This is a genomic window from Pseudomonas sp. ICMP 3272, assembly GCF_001466905.1.
GTDB classification, from domain to species: Bacteria; Pseudomonadota; Gammaproteobacteria; order Pseudomonadales; family Pseudomonadaceae; genus Aquipseudomonas; species Aquipseudomonas amygdali.
Genome location: NZ_LKEK01000013.1, coordinates 1 through 17,556, shown reverse-complemented (window position 1 = coordinate 17,556; position 17,556 = coordinate 1). Strand labels below are relative to the sequence as shown.

Sequence of the window (17,556 nt, the reverse complement as noted above, 5' to 3'; positions counted from 1 at the left end):
TCCAGGTTGGGCGCACGTGGGCAGTCTCTTCAAACATCCCCCAGCGCCAGTATCGTTGCCACCAGCGCCTGGCCTCTGGGCACCAGGGTATCAAGCTCCAGATACTCACGGTCGGTGTGTACCTTGCCACCGACCGGGCCGAGGCCGCACAGCGTGGGGATGCCCAGGCTGGCGGTGAAGCCAGAGTCGGCGCAGCCGCCGGTGAACTCACCTTCCACGCTGAAACCCAGTTCCTGCGCAAGACCTTGATAAATACTCAGCAGTTCAGTGCTGTGCCGGGCTTCCATGGGCAGAAAGGTCGTGGCCTCCAGCAGCCTGGCCGATGTGCCGGGCAACTCCTCTTCTGCGACGATGGCCTGGACGGCGACGAGAATTTCATCCCATTGGCGCAGTTCGACAAAGCGCACATCGAGCTTCGCCGTGGCGCTGGGTGCAACGGTGTTGCTGGAGGTGCCGCCCGAGATCAAGCCGACGTTGGTGGTAATGCCTGCTGCGTAGTCGGTCAACGCATGCAGCTTGATTACCTTGTGCGCCAGCGCCTGAATCGCGCTGGCACCGTCGGCGTGATTGACCCCGGAATGCGCCGCGCGGCCGCTGACTTCGATGATCAGCGTGGCACCGCCTTTGCGGGCACTGACCACATTGCCGCTGGCGCGTCCCGGTTCCGGGTTGAGCACCGCGCGGGCCTGACGGGCATACTTTTCGATGTGAACACGAGCGCTGGCCGAGCCGATTTCTTCGTCTCCGGTATAGAGGATCTGTACCGGAAATGGCAGCGGGCCGATGCGCTTCAACGCTTTCAGCGCAAAGCAGTTCAGCACCAGTCCGCCTTTCATATCCGCCACGCCAGGGCCATAAGCCAGTTCAGCATCTTTGGTATAACCGCGAGCAGACGTGGTGCCTTTGGGAAATACCGTGTCGCGATGGCCAAGCAGCAGCACCGGCTTGCCGGGGCCGCCGGGCAATTCAGCCAACAGCACATCGCCAAAACCCTCAACCGGGATACGTTCGACGCTGATCCCGTCGGCCTGCAATTGCGCGGCGAGCAGTTCGCCGACCGCATCGACTCCGGCCTTGTCGTAACTGTTGGAGTCGGTATCGACCAGGCTCTGCAACAGCGCCTCCATCGCCTCGTACTGCCCGCTCAGCCAGTCTCTGGCCTGCCGCTGTGCTTCATTCATTCACTCAGCTCCTGTGCCCGATGCTCGCGGGTCAGCCGTGCGCCGTCCGTTCCCAGGTCCCAGAACAGTCCGGCCATGATTTGCAGACTTTCTTTGACCACCGGTGCCAGCAAATGCTCGTCGGGGGCATGTTGCGAGCACGCTGGATACGAGTGTGGCACCCAGACGGTCGGCAGGCCCAGCACTTCAGCGAACACGTCATTGGGCAGCGAGCCGCCCAGATTGGGCAGCAGTGCCGGCTTCTTGCCGGTGGTGGCGGCCAGCGATTCCAGTGCCCAACCGACCCACGGGCTGTCGGGTGACAGGCGCGTGGCATGCATCACGTCCATGCGCGTCTGACGGACTTCGACCTGGGTGAAACCGTGCGCATCCAGGTGCGCACGCACGGCGGGAATGAACGCGTTGTAATCGCTGTCGACCACAAAGCGAATGTGGCATAGCGCGTGCGCTTTACCGGGAATGGCGTGTACCGGGGCGTCCGGGTTGCCGGTCTTGAAAGCGAGAACGTCGAGGGTGTTCCAGCCGAAGACTTTTTCGCTGAGCGACAGCGCCGGGTCGCCCCAGTCAGCGTCGATGTCCGGGTCGCCGGGGCCGCCGCCGACCTCGATATCCGCCAACGCAGTACGCACGGCATCGGGGATGGCTGTCGGCATCAGGCCCGCGACTTTCACTCGGCCATGCTGATCGACCATGCTGGCAATTGCGTTGGCCAGAATGATGCCAGGGTTGGCCAGCAGGCCGCCCCAGTTGCCGGAATGGTGCGCGCCTTCACGCAGGTTCACCGTCAGTTCGAAATTGAACACCCCGCGCGAGCCAAGAAACAGGGTAGGGCGCGCCGCTGCCAGGCGTGGGCCGTCGGAGGCGATGAAAATATCCGCAGCGAGTTCTTCTGCGTGGGCCTGGCAGAACGCGCTGAGGCCGGGGGAACCGTCTTCTTCGCCCATTTCCAGCAGCAGTTTGACGTTGAAACCCAGCTTGCCGTCGCGTGCCTTGAGGGTCTGCTCCAGAGCGGTCAGGTTGATCAGGTGCTGGCCCTTGTTGTCCGCGGTGCCACGTCCGTACCAGCGTTCGCCACGTTCGCTGACCTGCCACGGCGACAAGCCCGGTTGCCACTGCGCGTCATAACCGCGAACCACATCGCCATGACCATAACTGAGCAAGGTCGGCAGGGCCGGGTCTTCGATACGGGTCGCGATCATAAGGGGGCCACGTCCGGCGACCGGGTTGTCATGCACCGCGACGCTGAAACCCAGACGCTCGACATGCGGTGTAATGAACTCGTGCAGATAGCGATAAAGCTCCGGCAGGCTCTCGGCCTCCTGGCTCTGGGTCGGATAGGCGACGCTTTCGCCAAGCAGGGCGAAAAATGTGCCGTTGTCGAACTGTTCAGTGACGTTTTCGATGGCGTGCGAACGGCTACTCATGAGGGCATCAGCTCCAGGGTTTTCGAGGTGTCGCGCAAGTGGCAGCGCACGGTTCCGCCTTCCATGCGGCCAATCACCGGAGACTTCTCCTTGCACACCGCCATGCAGGCCGGGCAGCGCGGGTGAAAGGCGCAGCCGGACGGCGGCGACATAGGGTTGGGGAAGGTCCCGTGCAAACCCAGATCGGGAATGCCCAGATGCGGATCAGGGGTCAGTACCGAGTCCAGCAACGCCTTGGTGTAGGGATGACCGGGTCTGGCGAACAGCGATTCGCGGCTGCGTTCTTCGACAATCCGCCCCAGGTACATCACCGCGACGCGGTCGGCCAGGTGTTCGATGACGGCCAGGTTGTGGCTGATCAGCAGGTAAGTCAGGCCGAATTCCTGTTTCAGGTCCTGTAGCAGATTAAGAATTTGCGCCTGCACCGAAACGTCCAGCGCCGAGGTCGGTTCGTCGCAAATCAACACATCCGGGCGCATCACCAGGGCCCGGGCAATCGCTACCCGCTGGCGCTGGCCACCGGAAAGCTGGCTCGGGTAACTGTCGATCACGCGCTTGGGCAAGCCGACCACGTCCATCATCGCCTCGGCACGCTGGCGACGTTCGGTATGGGTGCCGATGTCATGCACGATCAGCGGCAGAGTGACGATTTCGCGCAGGGTCTTGCGCGGGTTGAGCGACGAGTAAGGATCCTGAAAGATCGGCTGAATGCGCCGTGCCATCTCCTTGCGGTCGGTTCCGGCGAGGTGTTTGCCGTTGACCAGTACATCGCCGCTGCTGGGCGCGAGCAGGCCCAGCAGCATCTTGGCCAGGGTGCTCTTGCCGCATCCCGATTCGCCGACCAGCCCGAGGGTTTCGCCGCGCATCAGGCGCAGCGACACTCCGTCGACAGCTTTCAAAGTGGCATTGGGTTTGAAAAAGCCACGGCTGATGCTGAATTCGCGACGGATGTCGCACAGCTCCAGAGCAATGTCTTTTTTGACACTCGTATTAAGGGCCTGATTGTTCATGACGTCATGCCCTCACGGTGCAATACAGTTTCTGTGCCCGTTGAAGCAAACAGGCAACGAGTCATGTGGTCGTGGCTGTGAACCTGAGGGACATCATCGGCACACGCTGCGATTGCTTGCGGGCAGCGATTGCGGAAGGCACAGCCGTGTTGCTCGCCCACCAGGCTGGGCACCAGCCCCGGAATCGAACCCAGCGGCTGGCCTGGCTGAGTGCGTCCTGGGATCGGTATGCTCGCCAGCAGGCCACGGGTGTAAGGGTGTTGCGGGTTCTCGAACAACTCGACCGCCGGGGCGGTTTCGACGATCTGTCCGGCGTACATCACCGCAACCCGGTCGGCGATACGTGCCACCAGTCCCAGGTCATGTGTGATAAAGATCACGGCCAGACCCAGCTCTTTCTGAATGTCGCGAATCAGGCGCAGGATCTGTGCCTGAATGGTCACGTCCAGTGCGGTGGTCGGCTCGTCGGCGATGATCACGTCCGGTTCGCACATCAGGGCCATGGCGATGATCACCCGCTGACGCAGGCCGCCCGACAATTGATGCGGATACTGACGCAGGCGTTCGCCAGCGTTGCTGATCCCGACCTTTTCAAGCATCTGCGCCGCACGTTGCAGTGCTTCCTTGCGCGATACCTTGCGGTGTCGGGTGAGCACTTCGCTGAGCTGATCGCCAATGCTGTAGGCCGGGTTCAGCGAGGTCATCGGCTCCTGGAAAATCATCGCCAGACGGTTGCCACGCAGGTCGCACATCTGCCGTTCGCTCTGGGTCAGCATATCGATACCGTCCAGGCTCAGCGTCGTTGCGGTACGCCGTGCCTTGCGCGGCAGCAGGTCCATCAGCGCCAGCGAGGTCAGGGATTTGCCGCAGCCGGACTCGCCGACGATGCACAGCATTTCGCCGCGCTCGACCTGAAAATCCAGGCCGCGCACTGCGTGCAGCGTGTCTTGGCCGAGAGGAATCTCGACACGCAGGTTTTCAACATGCAACAGCGCCATGTGCGTATCTCCTCTGTCAGTTGCGCCCGTCGGGCAGGATCAGGTCGCGCAGGCCGTCACCGACCAGATTGATGCCCAGCACCAGCACCATCAGGGCGATGCCGGGAATCGCGATAACCCAAGGGGAAAAGAACATGTACGGTTTGCCTTCGGCGATCATCAGGCCCCAGGACGGAATCGGTGGCTGTACGCCGACCCCGAGGAACGACAGCGCCGATTCCAGAAGGATCGCGTGGGCCATCTCCAGCGTGGCAACCACGATCAGTGCGCCGACCAGATTAGGCAGAATTTCGCTGGCCAGAATGCGCAGCGTCGAGCAGCCCAGCGCCTGGGCCGAGGCGACGTATTCAGCATCGCGAATCTGCTGCACGGCAGCGCGCACCACTACGGCAAAGCGGTCCCAGAGCAGGCAGCCAAGCAGCACGATCACCACTTTCAGCGAGCCACCGATCAGCGATGCGGAGGCCAGCGCGATCATCACCACCGGCATCGCCAGGCGTGTGGTGATCAGGTAGCTGATCACAGCGTCGGTCTTGCCGCCGAAGTAGCCGGCCAGCAGGCCCATGATGGTGCCGATGACGCCAGAGATGAGCGCCGCCGAGAAACCGATGAATAGCGAGATGCGTGCGCCGTACAGCAGGCGTGACAAGTAATCGCGGCCCAGTTTGTCGGTGCCCAGCACATAGTCCCAGGTGCCGTTGGCCATCCATACCGGTGGTTTCATGCGCAGCATTACATCCTGCGTGTAAGGGTCGTAGGGGGCCAGCCAGGGGGCGAACAGTGCGCCAAACAGAATGATCAACAGCAGTACCGCGCCGATGGCAAAACCGCGGTGCGCGAAGCTGCTGCGCAACGTGCGCCAGGCACTGCGCGCCGGTGGCTGGTAATCGTTGATCAGCAGCGGCGATGAGGTAGTTGTACTCATGGGGCCTCCTATTTCACGCGAATGCGCGGGTCGAGCAATGCGTTGAGCACGTCGGCCAGCAGGGTGAGGACGATGTAGATCACCGCGATCAACAGCACGACCGCCTGCACCACCGGGAAGTCGTCACGGGCAATCGCATCCCAGGCCAGTTGGCCGATGCCTTGCAGCGAGAACACTGTTTCAATGACCACCGAACCGCCAAGCATGAAGCCGAACTCCACGGCGACCAGTGCCACCACCGGGATCAACGCATTGCGCAGCGCATGCTTGAACAGCACGGTGGCGGGGCGCAGGCCCTTGGCACGCGCGGTGCGGATGTAATCGGAATTGAGCACGTCGAGCATGCCGGCGCGAGTCAGGCGCATGATCGCCGGTGTGGCGTAATAACCCAGCGCGATGGCAGGCATGACGAAGTGCGCCCAGGTCGAGTTGCCCGATACCGGCAGCCATTTCAGGGTGACCGAGAACACCACGATCAGCATCAGCGCGAACCAGAAACTCGGCATCGCCTGACCCAGTACCGCGATGCTCAGCGCCAGGCGATCAATCCACGTGTCGCGCTTCACGGCGGCCAGTACGCCCAACGGAATGGCAATCAGCAGCGCAATGCTCAGGGCCATTGCGCCCAGCCCGAGGGTAATCGACAGGCGCGAGGCGATCAGGTTGTAGACCGATTCCTGAAAGAAGAACGAGTCGCCCAGATCAAGTCGTACCACGTCGGCCAACCATTCGAAATACTGGGTCACCAATGGTTTGTTGAGGCCGTATTGCACACGGATCTGTTCGATCTGCTCGCTGCTGGCTTCCGGCCCGCCGATGGCGGTGGCCAGGTCGCCGGACAGGTGCAGCAGGGAAAAGCTGATCACCGACACGGTGATCGCTACGCACAGGGCAATGCCCAGGCGGCGCAAGAGAAATCCGAACATGGCAAGTGACCTTGTGTTCAGGGAATGACGGGTTGGCTGACGATGCTGCAAGGCACGTCACGTACCTCACAGCCGGTCTCGCCAAATAACTTCACTAACGATCTATTTCCAGCTCGACAGCACGAAGCGCGGCAGCTCGTCCGGATACGGCTTGAAGTTCAGGTCCGAGACGTAGGCGTAGTTCATCGAGTAGTTGAACAACGGTGCCCAGTAGGCCTGTTCGCTGATGCGCTGCAAGGCCTTGCGGTAGTTGTCCTTGCGCACCTGCGGGTCCAGTGCATTGTCGGCGGTCTGCAGCCAGCCCTGGACTTGCGGGTCCTTGATGTTGTCGTCCGGGTTGCCCTTGAACCAGGTGCCGGCCGAGGCTGAGGTATCGAGGATCGAGAACGAGCCCCAGGCCTGAAACGACATTGGCACTTTGCCGCCACGTTGCTGATCACGCAGGGCCGCGTACTTGAGGTAGCGCAGCTTGGCGTTGATGCCGACTGCACGCAGGTTGCCGATGATGGCTTCAACGTAGTCGCGGTCGCGGTAGGCGAATATTTCGGTTTCAAAGCCGTTCGGGTAACCCGCTTCGGCGAGCAGCGCCTTGGCCTTGGCCGGGTCATAGTTGTAGACCGTGGCTGCGCTGGTGTCGCAACCGAACTGACCGGGATAGCAGGCGACCTGCAATGGCTTGCTCTCGCCGCCGACCAGTTGCGAGGCCAGACCGTCACGGTTGATCGCGTAGTTGATGGCCTGGCGTACTTTCAGGTGCTTCATCGGCGAGTCGGCGCTGGAGGTGCCGCGCGCATCCAGAATCAGAAAGCCGATACGCATGGTCGCGCCGCTGGTGACCACCAGGTTGGGCATGGCTTTGAGGTTTTCTGCCTGATCCGGCGCTACGCGCCAGGTCCAGTCGACGCCGCCGGTCATCAGCTCGGCCAGACGCGTTTCTGCATCAGCAATCACGCGAAAGTTGATGTGGCCGATCTTCGGCTGGCCCTGTGGGCTGCCCTGAAAGTAATCCGGGTTCTTGTCCATCTTCACGCCTTCACCGGTAGCAATGGCCGTCACCTTGTAAGGCCCCGTGCCAATCGGTTTACGGCTGAAGCCTGCCATCCCGACCTCTTCGAAATACTTTTTCGGGAACATCGGTACGGCGTTGGAGAGGTATTCCAGCGCAGGCGGGAAAGGCTTTTTCAGGTGCAGGCGCACGCTGTAGTCACCCAGTTTTTCGGCACTCTTGATCCAGTCGACGTTTTGTACGGTGACCACCTTGGATTCGGGCGATACCACGTAATTGAGGGTGAACACCACGTCATCTGCCGTGAACGGATCGCCGTTGTGAAACTTCACGCCCTCGCGCAGCTGGAAATCGATGGTGGTGTCGTCGACCTGTTTCCAGCTGGTGGCGAGCATGGGTTGGTACTCGCCGTTGTCGGGGTTGCGATAGACCAGGTTATCCCAGATCAGGCGACCGAGAATCACGCCCTCGCGCAGGTCGTTGTGATACGGACTGATGTTTTCCGGTTCGCTGTCGGAGGCGTAGACCAGTGTGTCGTCGGCCTTGCCAGCCAGGGCGGAAAAACTGCTGAACAGGCTCAATAGCGCGATGCTGCGAGCGAAACCCTTGATTCCCATGCCGTCGTCTCCAATAGGCAAAGTGGATGTATCAAAGGGCAGTGGGGTCGCAAATGCGAGAAGAGGGGAGAAGCGAGGCTGCAGTGTTCTTTTGATTGGGTTGTTTTGATGTTGCGCCTCGACATGACTCTAGGCAAAGCGTATCAATGCCACAAGCACAATATTTCGAACCTTTCATTGCCGAAAAGGCAAGGCAGGAGCCGCGATGCAACTCTACGGCGTACAGTCCACCGCGTTGCGCTACTTCCTCGAAGTGGCGCGTTGCGGGTCGATCAGCGAGGCGTCGATCCGGCTGAATGTCGCGTCCTCGGCAGTCAGTCGGCAGATCAGCAAACTGGAGCGCGAGCTGGATGCCGTGCTGTTCGAGCGCCAGGCACGCGGCATGATGCTCAGCGAGGCGGGTATCCGTCTGGCAGCCTATGCGCGCAAATCACAGCTGGAAGCCGAGCAGGTCGTACTGGAAATCACCGAGCTGCAAGGCTTGCAGCGTGGTCATGTGCGAATTGCCTGCTCGGAGGGCTTTGCCCTGGATTTCCTGCCACAGTGCATTGCGCGGTTCCGGCGGCTGTATCAGGGCATCCATTTCTCGATGGAGGTCTGCGCGCCGGCCCAGGCCACCGAGCGGGTGCGCTCCGGGGATGCGGACCTGTGTCTGACCTTCAGCCTGACACCGCAGAACGAAATCAAGGTCGAGCACATTCACAGCGGCGCGATCTGCGCGGTGGTCAGTCATAACCATCCGCTGGCCTCACGCACAGAAGTCTCGCTGGCCGAGCTGCAACCCTATGCCATCGCCCTGACCAATACCGATACGACCTTGCGCCAGTTGTTCGACATCTGTTGCGGGGTGCAGGGCCTGCTGTTCGATCCGGTGCTGACCAGCAATTACATTGGCGCGCTGTTGCGGTTCGTGCGTGAGGAGGGCGGTATCAGCCTGTCCAGCGAGATGACGCTGGACAAGCGCGCACACGAAAAACAGCTCAAGTCGCTGCCGATCAGCGACGAAGGCATGAAGGCGCGTCGTATCGAGCTGCAAAGCATGGCCGGGCGCAACTTGCCCGCAGCGGTTGCGGCCTTCAGGGATTTTCTGATCGAGGAACTGGCAAAGACCTGACACGCAGGTGGCGTCGGTGGTGCGCGGTAACGGGCTGGGAGCGTTTGGCTGATGAAGTTCGCAAGCATGATGTTATAGTGTAACGAATTTACGGCTGCACGCTGTATAGCCGTGAACCGCCAACATCAGGCCTCGCCCTTGGGCGAGGTTTGCCAAAGAGACGACTGACGCACATGAACAACCCCCTCCCAGACGTTGCCCTGACGGAAGTTTCCTCGGCCCTGGTTTCACTTGACTGGGTCGGCATGCAGGGCGTCGAAGTGCCTGTCAGGCTGGCCGAAGCGGGCGTCCGGCACCCGGTCCATGCGCATGTCGATCTGCAAGTCGATCTGGCCGATCCGAGTGTCAAGGGTATCCATATGTCGCGGCTCTACCGGCTCCTCGACAGGTTTGCCGAGCACCAGATACTGAGCCCCGATACGTTGTCTGCGCTGATGGAAGCCATGGTCGAAAGTCACCTGGACTGCCATTCCAGCCGCGCCCGGATCACCCTGAGCTTCAATCTGCTGTGCCGTCGCCCGGCGTTGATTACCGAAGGGCTCAGCGGCTGGAAATCCTACCCTGTGAAGCTTGACGCCACTTGGCACGCTGGCCGTTTGTGCCTCGACGTTTCAGCCGACATCACTTATTCGTCTACTTGCCCGTGCTCGGCTGCACTGTCTCGACAATTGCTGGAAGGCGCTTTTACGGCACGCTTTGGCAGGCAGTCGTTTGTCGACCCGATGCAGGTTGCGACCTGGCTGCGCGAAAACGCCTCGTTCGCTACGCCGCACAGCCAGCGCAGCGTGGCTACCGTTCAGGTGCGGGTGGCCGAGCAGGCGACCGAACTGGGCCTGATGACGCTGATCGACGCGGTCGAGCAGGCGTTGGGCACCCCGGTGCAAACCGCCGTCAAGCGTGCCGACGAGCAGGCATTCGCCCGGCTCAACGGCCAGAACCTGATGTACGTCGAAGACGCCGCACGCAAGGTCCAGCAAGCGCTGGAAGGCCGCTATGCAGCCTCCAGCGTCAGTGTGCGTCACTTCGAAAGCCTGCATCCGCACGATGCGGCCGCCCAGACTTCCAACTACCTGTCCTGAGGCTTCATACCGTGATCCGTAAAAATCCTTCCGGCCATCTGCCGGTCATCGCCGAATCCGCCTACATCGATAAAACCGCGATCATCTGCGGCAAGGTAATCATCAAGGACAACGTGTTTGTCGGCCCCTATGCCGTGATCCGCGCCGACGAAGTCGACGCTACAGGGGACATGGAGCCGATCGTCATCGGTGCCAATTCCAATATTCAGGATGGCGTGGTGATTCACTCCAAATCGGGTGCTGCGGTGACCATCGGCGAGTTCACCTCGATTGCCCACCGCTCCATCGTGCACGGACCTTGCATGGTCGGAGATCGCGTGTTTATCGGCTTCAACAGCGTGTTGTTCAACTGCCAGGTCGGCAACGGCAGTGTGGTCAGACACAACTCGGTGGTAGACGGTCGCGATTTGCCGGAGAATTTTTACGTGCCGTCCACCACCCGGATCGGGCCTAATACTGATCTCTCGCAATTCCCGCCGGTGAGCATTTCGGCTTCGGAGTTTTCCGAAGACGTGGCGCACACCAACATTGACCTGGTGCGCGGCTACAAGGCACTTCAGAACGAGTTCTGACACAGAACACAATAGACTCATTGCACTTCCGGCTACGGATCTGGATTTTTCATGACAGCAGTTGTTCAACCAACCCGCGCGCCAGCATCACGGCTGCGCTCTATCGATGCTCTGCGCGGGCTGATCATTCTCTTCATGCTGCTGGACCACGTGCGGGAAACCTTCTTCCTGCACCGCCAGGTCCTCGACCCGATGGAGGTCGCGAGCACCGAGCCCGCCCTGTTTTTCAGCCGCACACTGGCGCATTTATGTGCGCCGCTGTTTGTTCTGCTGACCGGGCTTTCGGCGTACCTGTATGGCGAGAAATATCAGGGCAAGACTGACGTGTCGGCGTTTCTGCTCAAGCGCGGGCTGTTCCTCATTGCCCTGGAGTTCACCCTGGTGAGCTTCGCCTGGACCTTCCAGTTCCCGCCGACCATCATCTACCTGCAAGTGATCTGGGCCATCGGCCTGAGCATGGTTGCGCTGTCGCTGATGGTGTATCTGCCGCGCTGGGCGCTGGTGGTCATTGGCGTGGTGATCATTGCCGGGCATAACCTGCTGGACTCACTGCACTTCGGTGTCGAGTCGGCCATGCACATCCCGTGGGCGATTCTGCATGATCGGGGCTGGATCGAAGTGTCCGATAACCTGCGTTTCCGTACCTCTTACCCGTTATTGCCGTGGATCGGCATTATCGCGCTGGGCTATGCAGCAGGCCCCTGGTTTGCCGGCAGTTACGATGCTGCGAAACGACGTGCAAACCTGTGGATGTGGGGTGGGGGAGCACTGTCGGGCTTTGTGGTCCTGCGCATGATCAACGGCTACGGTGAAAAACCGTGGAGCGTTGGCGAGACCGGTATGCAAACGGTCATGAGCTTCTTCAACATCACCAAATACCCACCGTCGTTGCTGTTCATCAGCCTGACGCTGGGGATCGGTCTGCTGATTCTCATCGCCTTCGAACGCAGTCAGGAAAAAAGCTGGTTGCGGCCCTTGGTGGTGCTCGGCTCGGCACCGATGTTTTTCTACCTGTTGCATCTCTATGTCCTGAAGATTCTGTACCTGATTGCCGTAGCGATCTGTGGAACCAATCAGGGCAAGTACTTCGGTTTCGACCACATGTGGGGTGTCTGGCTGACCTCGGTGGTACTGGCGGTGCTGCTGTTTCCAGCGGTGCGCTGGTTCGCTGCGCTGAAGGCGCGTCGTCGCGATATCAGCTGGTTGAAATACCTGTAACCACCGTAGGCACGGCGCGCCAGCAGGCGCGCCGCTGCCGGTCTGGCCTCAATCGCCCTGCGCACCATAGTTCATGATCGACAGTAGCTTGATCGGCACCTGCACCAGTTGCTCGGGTCCGTGGGGAATGTCGCCGTCGAAGGTCAGGCTGTCACCGGCCTGCATCGGATACAGCTGGTTGCCGTGGCGGTAGATAAGTTCGCCTTCGAGCAGGTGGAGAAACTCGGTGCCGGGGTGTGAGAAGGTCGGAAACTCCTCGCTGGCATCGTCCATCGTCACCATGTACGCCTCGAAACTCTTCTTCGGCCCACGGGTATGGTTGAGCAAGTGATAGGTGTGGCCTTTCTCGGTGCCGCGCCTCACCACCTCAAGCCCTTCATCGGCTTTCACCAGCAGTGCACTGCTGCCTTGCTGATCGTACTGGCTGAACAGTTTGGACATGGGCATGCCCAGCACGTCGCAAAGACGGCTGAGGTTGTCGAGGCTGGTCGACACCTGCGCATTCTCGATCTTGCTCAGCATGCCCTGGCTGATACCGGCAATGCGCGCCACGTCGGCTAGCTTCAGCTCTTGAGCCTGGCGCTGGCGTTTGATCTGAATTCCCAGGTATTGCTCAAGCTTCAATTTCGGATGCGGTTCGGTCGGCATATTCATCGGCTGCGCACAGTTTCCGTTCAATAATTTTTATTTCGCACTGGGAATGTGCATTTCGCCGCTGTCATCGCGTGCTTCAGTTGCAGATTATTCCCGGAGGGAAAACGAGTTTCCCATATAAACAGCTGAATTGCCCCTTCCACGTCTCTTCGATTTGCTGGCATACCAAACTGGCAAGCGCTTTGCATTCCTAAAGGGAAAGTAACTTTCCTGTTCAGAATATATTCTCGGCAGGTAGTGAAAAAACGGTCCTTCCCTGAAACGTTTTGCCATGCCAGGAGACACGTCCCATGTTGCCACCCGAAACACAGCGCCTGATCGAACAGCACGGCATCAAGTACGTGCTGGCTCAGTTCGTGGATATTCATGGTTCGGCCAAGACCAAGTCGGTTCCTGTGACGGGCCTGGAAATGGTTGCAGAGGACGGTGCCGGGTTCGCCGGTTTCGCTATCTGCGGCATGGGCATGGAACCCCACGGCCCGGACTTCATGGCCAGGGGCGACCTGTCGTCGCTGACCCCGGTGCCATGGCAGCCGGGGTATGGGCGGGTGGTGTGCATCGGTCATGTGGATGGCAAGCCGTGGCCCTATGACAGCCGTTATGTGTTGCAACAGCAGGTCGAACGCCTCAGCCAGCGTGGCTGGACCCTCAATACCGGGCTGGAGCCCGAGTTCAGCCTGTTCAAGCGCGATGCTGCGGGCAGCCTGCAAATGGTCGATGCCAGCGATAACCTCGACAAGCCTTGCTATGACTACAAGGGGCTGTCGCGTTCGCGTGAGTTTCTCGAGCGCTTGACCGAGGCGCTACAGCCGGTGGGCTTCGACATTTATCAGATCGATCACGAAGACGCCAACGGCCAGTTCGAGATCAATTACACCTACAGCGAGGCCATGGAGTCGGCGGACCGCTTCACTTTCTTCCGCATGGCGGCCGGGGAGATCGCCAACGACATGGGCATGATCTGCTCGTTCATGCCCAAACCCGATCCGAAGCGTGCGGGCAACGGCATGCACTTCCACCTGTCGATCGCCAGTGCCAGCAGCAAGAACCTGTTTCACGACGCCAGCGACCCCAGCGGCATGGGCCTGTCGAAGATGGCCTATCACTTTGCGGCTGGCCTGCTGGCTCACGGCCCCGCGCTGTGTGCCTTCGCGGCACCCACGGTCAACTCCTACAAACGCCTGGTGGTCGGCAACTCGCTGTCGGGGGCGACCTGGGCTCCAGCGTTCATTGCCTTCGGCGCCAACAACCGTTCGGCGATGGTGCGGGTGCCCTATGGCCGACTGGAGTTTCGCCTGCCGGACGCCGGTTGCAACCCGTATCTGGTCAGCGCCGCGATCATCGCCGCAGGGCTGGACGGCATCGACCGGCAACTGGAAATCGATCACGTCTGTAACGAGAACCTTTACACATTGAGCCTTAAAGAAATCGCCGCACGGGGCATCAAGACCCTGCCGCAGTCGCTCAAGGAAGCCTGCGATGCACTCGAAGCCGACCCTTTGTTCGCCGAGGTGCTGGGCAACGAGATCGTTGGTGAGTTCATCCGCCTCAAACGCATGGAATGGGTGGAGTACAGCCGCCACGTGAGTGACTGGGAAGTGAAGCGTTATATCGAGTTTTTCTAGCTGCACGTTTCAAGCTTCAGGCTGCAATAAGAAGCTGGATTGCGGCGTATTGAATTTTTCTGTCTATGCGGTTGGCTTGCAGCTTGTAGCTAAAAGCTTGCCGCTTCCGAACAAGGTGAGGCTTATGTGCGGAATCGTTGGTTTGTATCTGAAGAACCCGGCGCTGGAATCACAACTCGGCAGGTTGTTCGAACCGATGCTCGAGGCTATGACGGACCGCGGGCCGGACAGCGCCGGGTTTGCCATTTATGGTGATGAAGTGGCGCAGGGCTGGGTCAAGCTGACCTTGCAGGCCACCACCGAACAGTATGATTTCAAGGCGCTGATCGCGGCGCTGCAAAGCACACTGGATGCACCACTGGACTGGTTTCAGAACGCCAGCGCCGTGGTATTGAAGATTCAGGCCGAAGAAGCCCCGGTGCGTGCCGCGCTGGCGGAGCTGGCGCCTACCGTACGGATCATGAGCGCCGGACAGAGTATCGAGATCCTCAAGGGCATGGGGTTGCCGAGGGAGATTTCCGAGCGCTTCGGTCTGGCGTCCATGAAGGGCAGCCACATCATCGGCCACACGCGCATGGCCACTGAAAGTGCGGTGACCATGGAAGGCAGTCATCCGTTTTCCACCGGCTCGGACCTGTGTCTGGTGCACAACGGCTCGCTGTCCAATCACTTTCGCCTGCGCCAGAACCTGCGTCGTGAAGGCATTCACTTCGAGACCGACAACGACACCGAAGTGGCCGCCGGTTATCTGGCCTGGCGCCTGCAACAGGGCGACAGCCTCAAGCAAGCGCTCGATAAATCGCTGGAGGACCTTGATGGCTTTTTCACCTTCGCCATCGGCACGCGCAACGGTTTTGCGGTGATTCGCGATCCGATTGCCTGCAAACCGGCCATTCTCGCCGAAACCGACGATTACGTCGCCATGGCCTCGGAATATCAGGCGCTGTCCAGCCTGCCGGGGATCGAAAACGCCAGGGTCTGGGAACCGGTCCCGGCGACCATGTACATCTGGGAACGCGAGCCAGCCGAGGGAGCACGCTCATGAAAACCGTCGATCTTTCCAGCGCCACCGTGCGTGATCTCAACCAGGCTCTGCACGATCAGGTCAAGGCATTGCAAGAGCGCGAATGGCTGGTCACCCACCCTGACGGCGCGCATAACCTGGCGGTCGGCGTCAACGAGGCCATCTCCATCGATATTCAGGGCCATGCCGGCTATTACTGCGCGGGTATGAACCAGAAAGCTTCGATCACCGTGCACGGCAATGTCGGTGTTGGTTGCGCCGAGAACATGATGTCCGGCGCAGTCCGGGTCAAGGGCAGCGCCTCGCAGGCGGCAGGTGCCACGGCGCACGGCGGTTTGCTGGTGATTGAAGGCGATGCCGGAGCGCGTTGCGGTATTTCCATGAAAGGCATCGACATTGTGGTCGGCGGCAGCATCGGCCACATGAGCTGCTTCATGGGCCAGGCCGGTCGGCTGGTGGTCTGCGGCGACGCGGGCGATGCGCTGGGCGACTCGTTGTACGAAACGCGGATCTACGTCAAAGGCAAGGTCGAGTCGCTGGGCTCTGACTGCATCGCCAAGGAGATGCGCGAAGAGCATCTGCAGGAGTTGCAGGAGCTGCTCAATCGCGCGGGCTTCAACGAGAAGGCCGCGGATTTCAAACGCTACGGCTCGGCCCGTCAGCTTTACAACTTCAAAGTCGATAACGCCTCCGCGTACTGATTCAGGAGCATTACCATGAGCGACCCTATCAGCAACAAACCTGCTCCAGTCCTGCGCGAGTCGGCCACCTTTGATCGCCTGACCATTCAGGAAATTCAGCGTGCTGCGGAAACCGGCATCTACGATATTCGAGGCGGCGGCACCAAACGCAAACTGCCGCACTTCGACGACCTGCTGCTGCTTGGCGCCAGCGTCTCGCGCTACCCGCTGGAAGGCTATCGCGAGAAGTGCGGCACCGACGTGGTGCTGGGTAATCGTTTCGCCAAAAAGCCGCTGTACCTGAAAATTCCGGTGACCATTGCAGGCATGAGCTTCGGCGCATTGTCGGCCAACGCCAAGGAAGCGCTGGGTCGCGGCGCAACCATCGCAGGCACCAGCACCACCACCGGCGACGGCGGCATGACCCCGGAAGAGCGCGGTCAGTCGCAGCATCTGGTCTACCAGTACCTGCCATCGCGTTACGGCATGAACCCCGACGATCTGCGCAAGGCCGATGCCATCGAAATCGTCCTGGGGCAGGGCGCCAAACCGGGCGGCGGTGGCATGTTGCTGGGCATGAAAGTCACCGAGCGCGTGGCTGGCATGCGCACCTTGCCGGTCGGCGTCGATCAGCGTTCTGCGTGCCGTCACCCGGACTGGACCGGCCCCGACGATCTGGCGATCAAGATTGCCGAGATCCGCGAGATCACCGACTGGGAAAAGCCGATCTACGTGAAGATAGGTGCCAGCCGCCCGTACTACGACGTCAAGCTGGCGGTGAAGGCTGGTGCTGACGTGATTGTGCTCGACGGCATGCAGGGCGGTACTGCGGCCACTCAGGAAGTGTTCATCGAACACGTCGGCATTCCGATTCTGCCTGCCATCCCGCAGGCGGTTCAGGCATTGCAGGAAATGGGCATGCACCGCAAGGTGCAATTGATCGTTTCCGGCGGCATCCGCAACGGTGCCGACGTGGCCAAGGCCATGGCGCTGGGTGCTGATGCAGTGGCAATTGGTACAGCCGCTTTGATAGCCCTGGGCGACAACCATCCGCGTCTCGACGAAGAACTGAGAAAGATCGGCTCGGCAGCGGGTTACTACGACGACTGGCAGAACGGCCGCGACCCTGCGGGCATCACCACCCAGGACCCGGAACTGTCCAAACGTCTCGACCCGGTCGAAGGCGGTCGGCGTCTGGCCAACTACCTGCGCGTACTCGTCCTCGAAGCCCAGACCATGGCCCGCGCGTGCGGTAAATCACACCTGCACAACCTCGACCCGGAAGATCTGGTGGCACTGACCGTCGAATCAGCGGCCATGGCCCGAGTGCCCCTGGCCGGGACATCTTGGATTCCGGGGTCTGGTTCTGGTTACTGACGCCTTAACGTGCTTTTCGACCGCGATGGCACCGACTGACACCATAACGTGCTTTTCGATCACGATGGCACTGACGACGCAGAGTGCGACGTTAGTGACGGCTGAGTCCTGGCGCTGATCCGGGGG

General features: G+C 60.6%; 16 protein-coding genes. 8 read left to right on the top strand and 8 right to left on the bottom strand.

The genetic code is table 11. From position 1 onward, the window contains the following. Positions 1–29 precede the first annotated feature (29 nt). From AO068_RS02415 to AO068_RS02385, 7 genes are all read right to left on the bottom strand, one after another. The gene (locus AO068_RS02415; RefSeq protein WP_058407552.1) at positions 30–1,181 is read right to left on the bottom strand and encodes a M20 family metallopeptidase; all 1,152 of its coding nucleotides are present in this window, start codon (positions 1,179–1,181) and stop codon (positions 30–32) included. Continuing rightward, the gene (locus AO068_RS02410) at positions 1,178–2,605 is read right to left on the bottom strand and encodes a M20 family metallopeptidase (RefSeq protein WP_058407551.1); all 1,428 of its coding nucleotides are present in this window, start codon (positions 2,603–2,605) and stop codon (positions 1,178–1,180) included. Before AO068_RS02410 ends, AO068_RS02415 begins: the two co-directional genes overlap by 4 nt. After that, positions 2,602–3,615 carry an ABC transporter ATP-binding protein gene (locus AO068_RS02405; protein WP_058407550.1) on the bottom strand — a complete coding sequence of 338 codons (1,014 nt, stop codon included), beginning with the start codon at positions 3,613–3,615 and terminating at the stop codon, positions 2,602–2,604. Before AO068_RS02405 ends, AO068_RS02410 begins: the two co-directional genes overlap by 4 nt. Further along, positions 3,612–4,613, bottom strand: coding sequence for an ABC transporter ATP-binding protein (locus AO068_RS02400; protein ID WP_058400277.1), 1,002 nt, complete (start codon positions 4,611–4,613; stop codon positions 3,612–3,614). Before AO068_RS02400 ends, AO068_RS02405 begins: the two co-directional genes overlap by 4 nt. Positions 4,614–4,629: 16 nt before the next feature. After that, complete coding sequence (locus AO068_RS02395; RefSeq protein WP_058407549.1) at positions 4,630–5,538, bottom strand: ABC transporter permease; 909 nt, start codon at positions 5,536–5,538, stop codon at positions 4,630–4,632. Between the two features lie 8 nt (positions 5,539–5,546). Beyond that, positions 5,547–6,464, bottom strand: a complete 918-nt coding sequence (locus AO068_RS02390) for an ABC transporter permease (RefSeq protein WP_058407548.1) — start codon at positions 6,462–6,464, stop codon at positions 5,547–5,549. Between the two features lie 102 nt (positions 6,465–6,566). Then, positions 6,567–8,087, bottom strand: coding sequence for an ABC transporter substrate-binding protein (locus AO068_RS02385; protein WP_058407547.1), 1,521 nt, complete (start codon positions 8,085–8,087; stop codon positions 6,567–6,569). A 205-nt stretch (positions 8,088–8,292) separates the two neighbouring features. Here AO068_RS02385 and AO068_RS02380 point away from each other — a divergent pair, with 205 nt between their 5' ends. The 4 genes from AO068_RS02380 to AO068_RS02365 all read left to right on the top strand — a co-directional run bounded on the left by AO068_RS02380 (position 8,293) and on the right by AO068_RS02365 (position 12,070). Further along, a complete protein-coding gene (locus AO068_RS02380) occupies positions 8,293–9,201 on the top strand; it encodes a LysR substrate-binding domain-containing protein (RefSeq protein WP_058400280.1) in 909 nt (302 codons plus the stop codon). A gap of 173 nt (positions 9,202–9,374) precedes the next feature. Next, entirely contained in the window at positions 9,375–10,280 is a 906-nt protein-coding gene (folE2, locus tag AO068_RS02375) for a GTP cyclohydrolase FolE2 (RefSeq protein WP_058400281.1), read from the top strand. Between the two features lie 11 nt (positions 10,281–10,291). Then, entirely contained in the window at positions 10,292–10,852 is a 561-nt protein-coding gene (locus AO068_RS02370) for a gamma carbonic anhydrase family protein (RefSeq protein ID WP_005733507.1), read from the top strand. A 51-nt stretch (positions 10,853–10,903) separates the two neighbouring features. Then, positions 10,904–12,070, top strand: coding sequence for a DUF1624 domain-containing protein (locus AO068_RS02365; protein ID WP_058407546.1), 1,167 nt, complete (start codon positions 10,904–10,906; stop codon positions 12,068–12,070). Positions 12,071–12,118: 48 nt separating this feature from the next. Here the strand turns inward: AO068_RS02365 and AO068_RS02360 are convergent, their stop codons facing one another. Further along, positions 12,119–12,724 (bottom strand): helix-turn-helix domain-containing protein, encoded by a 606-nt coding sequence (locus AO068_RS02360; RefSeq protein ID WP_004665568.1) that lies wholly within the window; start codon positions 12,722–12,724, stop codon positions 12,119–12,121. 290 nt (positions 12,725–13,014) lie between these two features. Here AO068_RS02360 and glnT point away from each other — a divergent pair, with 290 nt between their 5' ends. The 4 genes from glnT (at position 13,015) to AO068_RS02340 (ending at position 17,430) form a co-directional block, all read left to right on the top strand. Continuing rightward, positions 13,015–14,349, top strand: a complete 1,335-nt coding sequence (gene glnT, locus AO068_RS02355; RefSeq protein WP_058407545.1) for a type III glutamate--ammonia ligase — start codon at positions 13,015–13,017, stop codon at positions 14,347–14,349. 124 nt (positions 14,350–14,473) lie between these two features. Then, entirely contained in the window at positions 14,474–15,394 is a 921-nt protein-coding gene (locus AO068_RS02350) for a class II glutamine amidotransferase (protein ID WP_058407544.1), read from the top strand. After that, positions 15,391–16,074, top strand: coding sequence for a protein glxC (locus tag AO068_RS02345; protein WP_004665565.1), 684 nt, complete (start codon positions 15,391–15,393; stop codon positions 16,072–16,074). The genes AO068_RS02350 and AO068_RS02345 overlap by 4 nt, the downstream gene beginning before the upstream one ends. A gap of 15 nt (positions 16,075–16,089) precedes the next feature. Then, the gene (locus AO068_RS02340; protein ID WP_005744225.1) at positions 16,090–17,430 is read left to right on the top strand and encodes an FMN-binding glutamate synthase family protein; all 1,341 of its coding nucleotides are present in this window, start codon (positions 16,090–16,092) and stop codon (positions 17,428–17,430) included. The last annotated feature ends 126 nt before the right edge of the window (positions 17,431–17,556 follow it).

Coding starts and splice junctions, on each gene's coding strand:
- AO068_RS02395 (WP_058407549.1), bottom strand. CDS start 5,538: ATGAGTACAACTACCTCATCGCCGCTGCTGATCAACGATTACCAGCCA.
- AO068_RS02360 (WP_004665568.1), bottom strand. CDS start 12,724: ATGAATATGCCGACCGAACCGCATCCGAAATTGAAGCTTGAGCAATAC.
- AO068_RS02365 (WP_058407546.1), top strand. CDS start 10,904: ATGACAGCAGTTGTTCAACCAACCCGCGCGCCAGCATCACGGCTGCGC.
- glnT (WP_058407545.1), top strand. CDS start 13,015: ATGTTGCCACCCGAAACACAGCGCCTGATCGAACAGCACGGCATCAAG.
- AO068_RS02350 (WP_058407544.1), top strand. CDS start 14,474: ATGTGCGGAATCGTTGGTTTGTATCTGAAGAACCCGGCGCTGGAATCA.
- AO068_RS02345 (WP_004665565.1), top strand. CDS start 15,391: ATGAAAACCGTCGATCTTTCCAGCGCCACCGTGCGTGATCTCAACCAG.
- AO068_RS02415 (WP_058407552.1), bottom strand. CDS start 1,181: ATGAATGAAGCACAGCGGCAGGCCAGAGACTGGCTGAGCGGGCAGTAC.
- folE2 (WP_058400281.1), top strand. CDS start 9,375: ATGAACAACCCCCTCCCAGACGTTGCCCTGACGGAAGTTTCCTCGGCC.
- AO068_RS02385 (WP_058407547.1), bottom strand. CDS start 8,087: ATGGGAATCAAGGGTTTCGCTCGCAGCATCGCGCTATTGAGCCTGTTC.
- AO068_RS02400 (WP_058400277.1), bottom strand. CDS start 4,613: ATGGCGCTGTTGCATGTTGAAAACCTGCGTGTCGAGATTCCTCTCGGC.
- AO068_RS02380 (WP_058400280.1), top strand. CDS start 8,293: ATGCAACTCTACGGCGTACAGTCCACCGCGTTGCGCTACTTCCTCGAA.
- AO068_RS02405 (WP_058407550.1), bottom strand. CDS start 3,615: ATGAACAATCAGGCCCTTAATACGAGTGTCAAAAAAGACATTGCTCTG.
- AO068_RS02410 (WP_058407551.1), bottom strand. CDS start 2,605: ATGAGTAGCCGTTCGCACGCCATCGAAAACGTCACTGAACAGTTCGAC.
- AO068_RS02390 (WP_058407548.1), bottom strand. CDS start 6,464: ATGTTCGGATTTCTCTTGCGCCGCCTGGGCATTGCCCTGTGCGTAGCG.
- AO068_RS02340 (WP_005744225.1), top strand. CDS start 16,090: ATGAGCGACCCTATCAGCAACAAACCTGCTCCAGTCCTGCGCGAGTCG.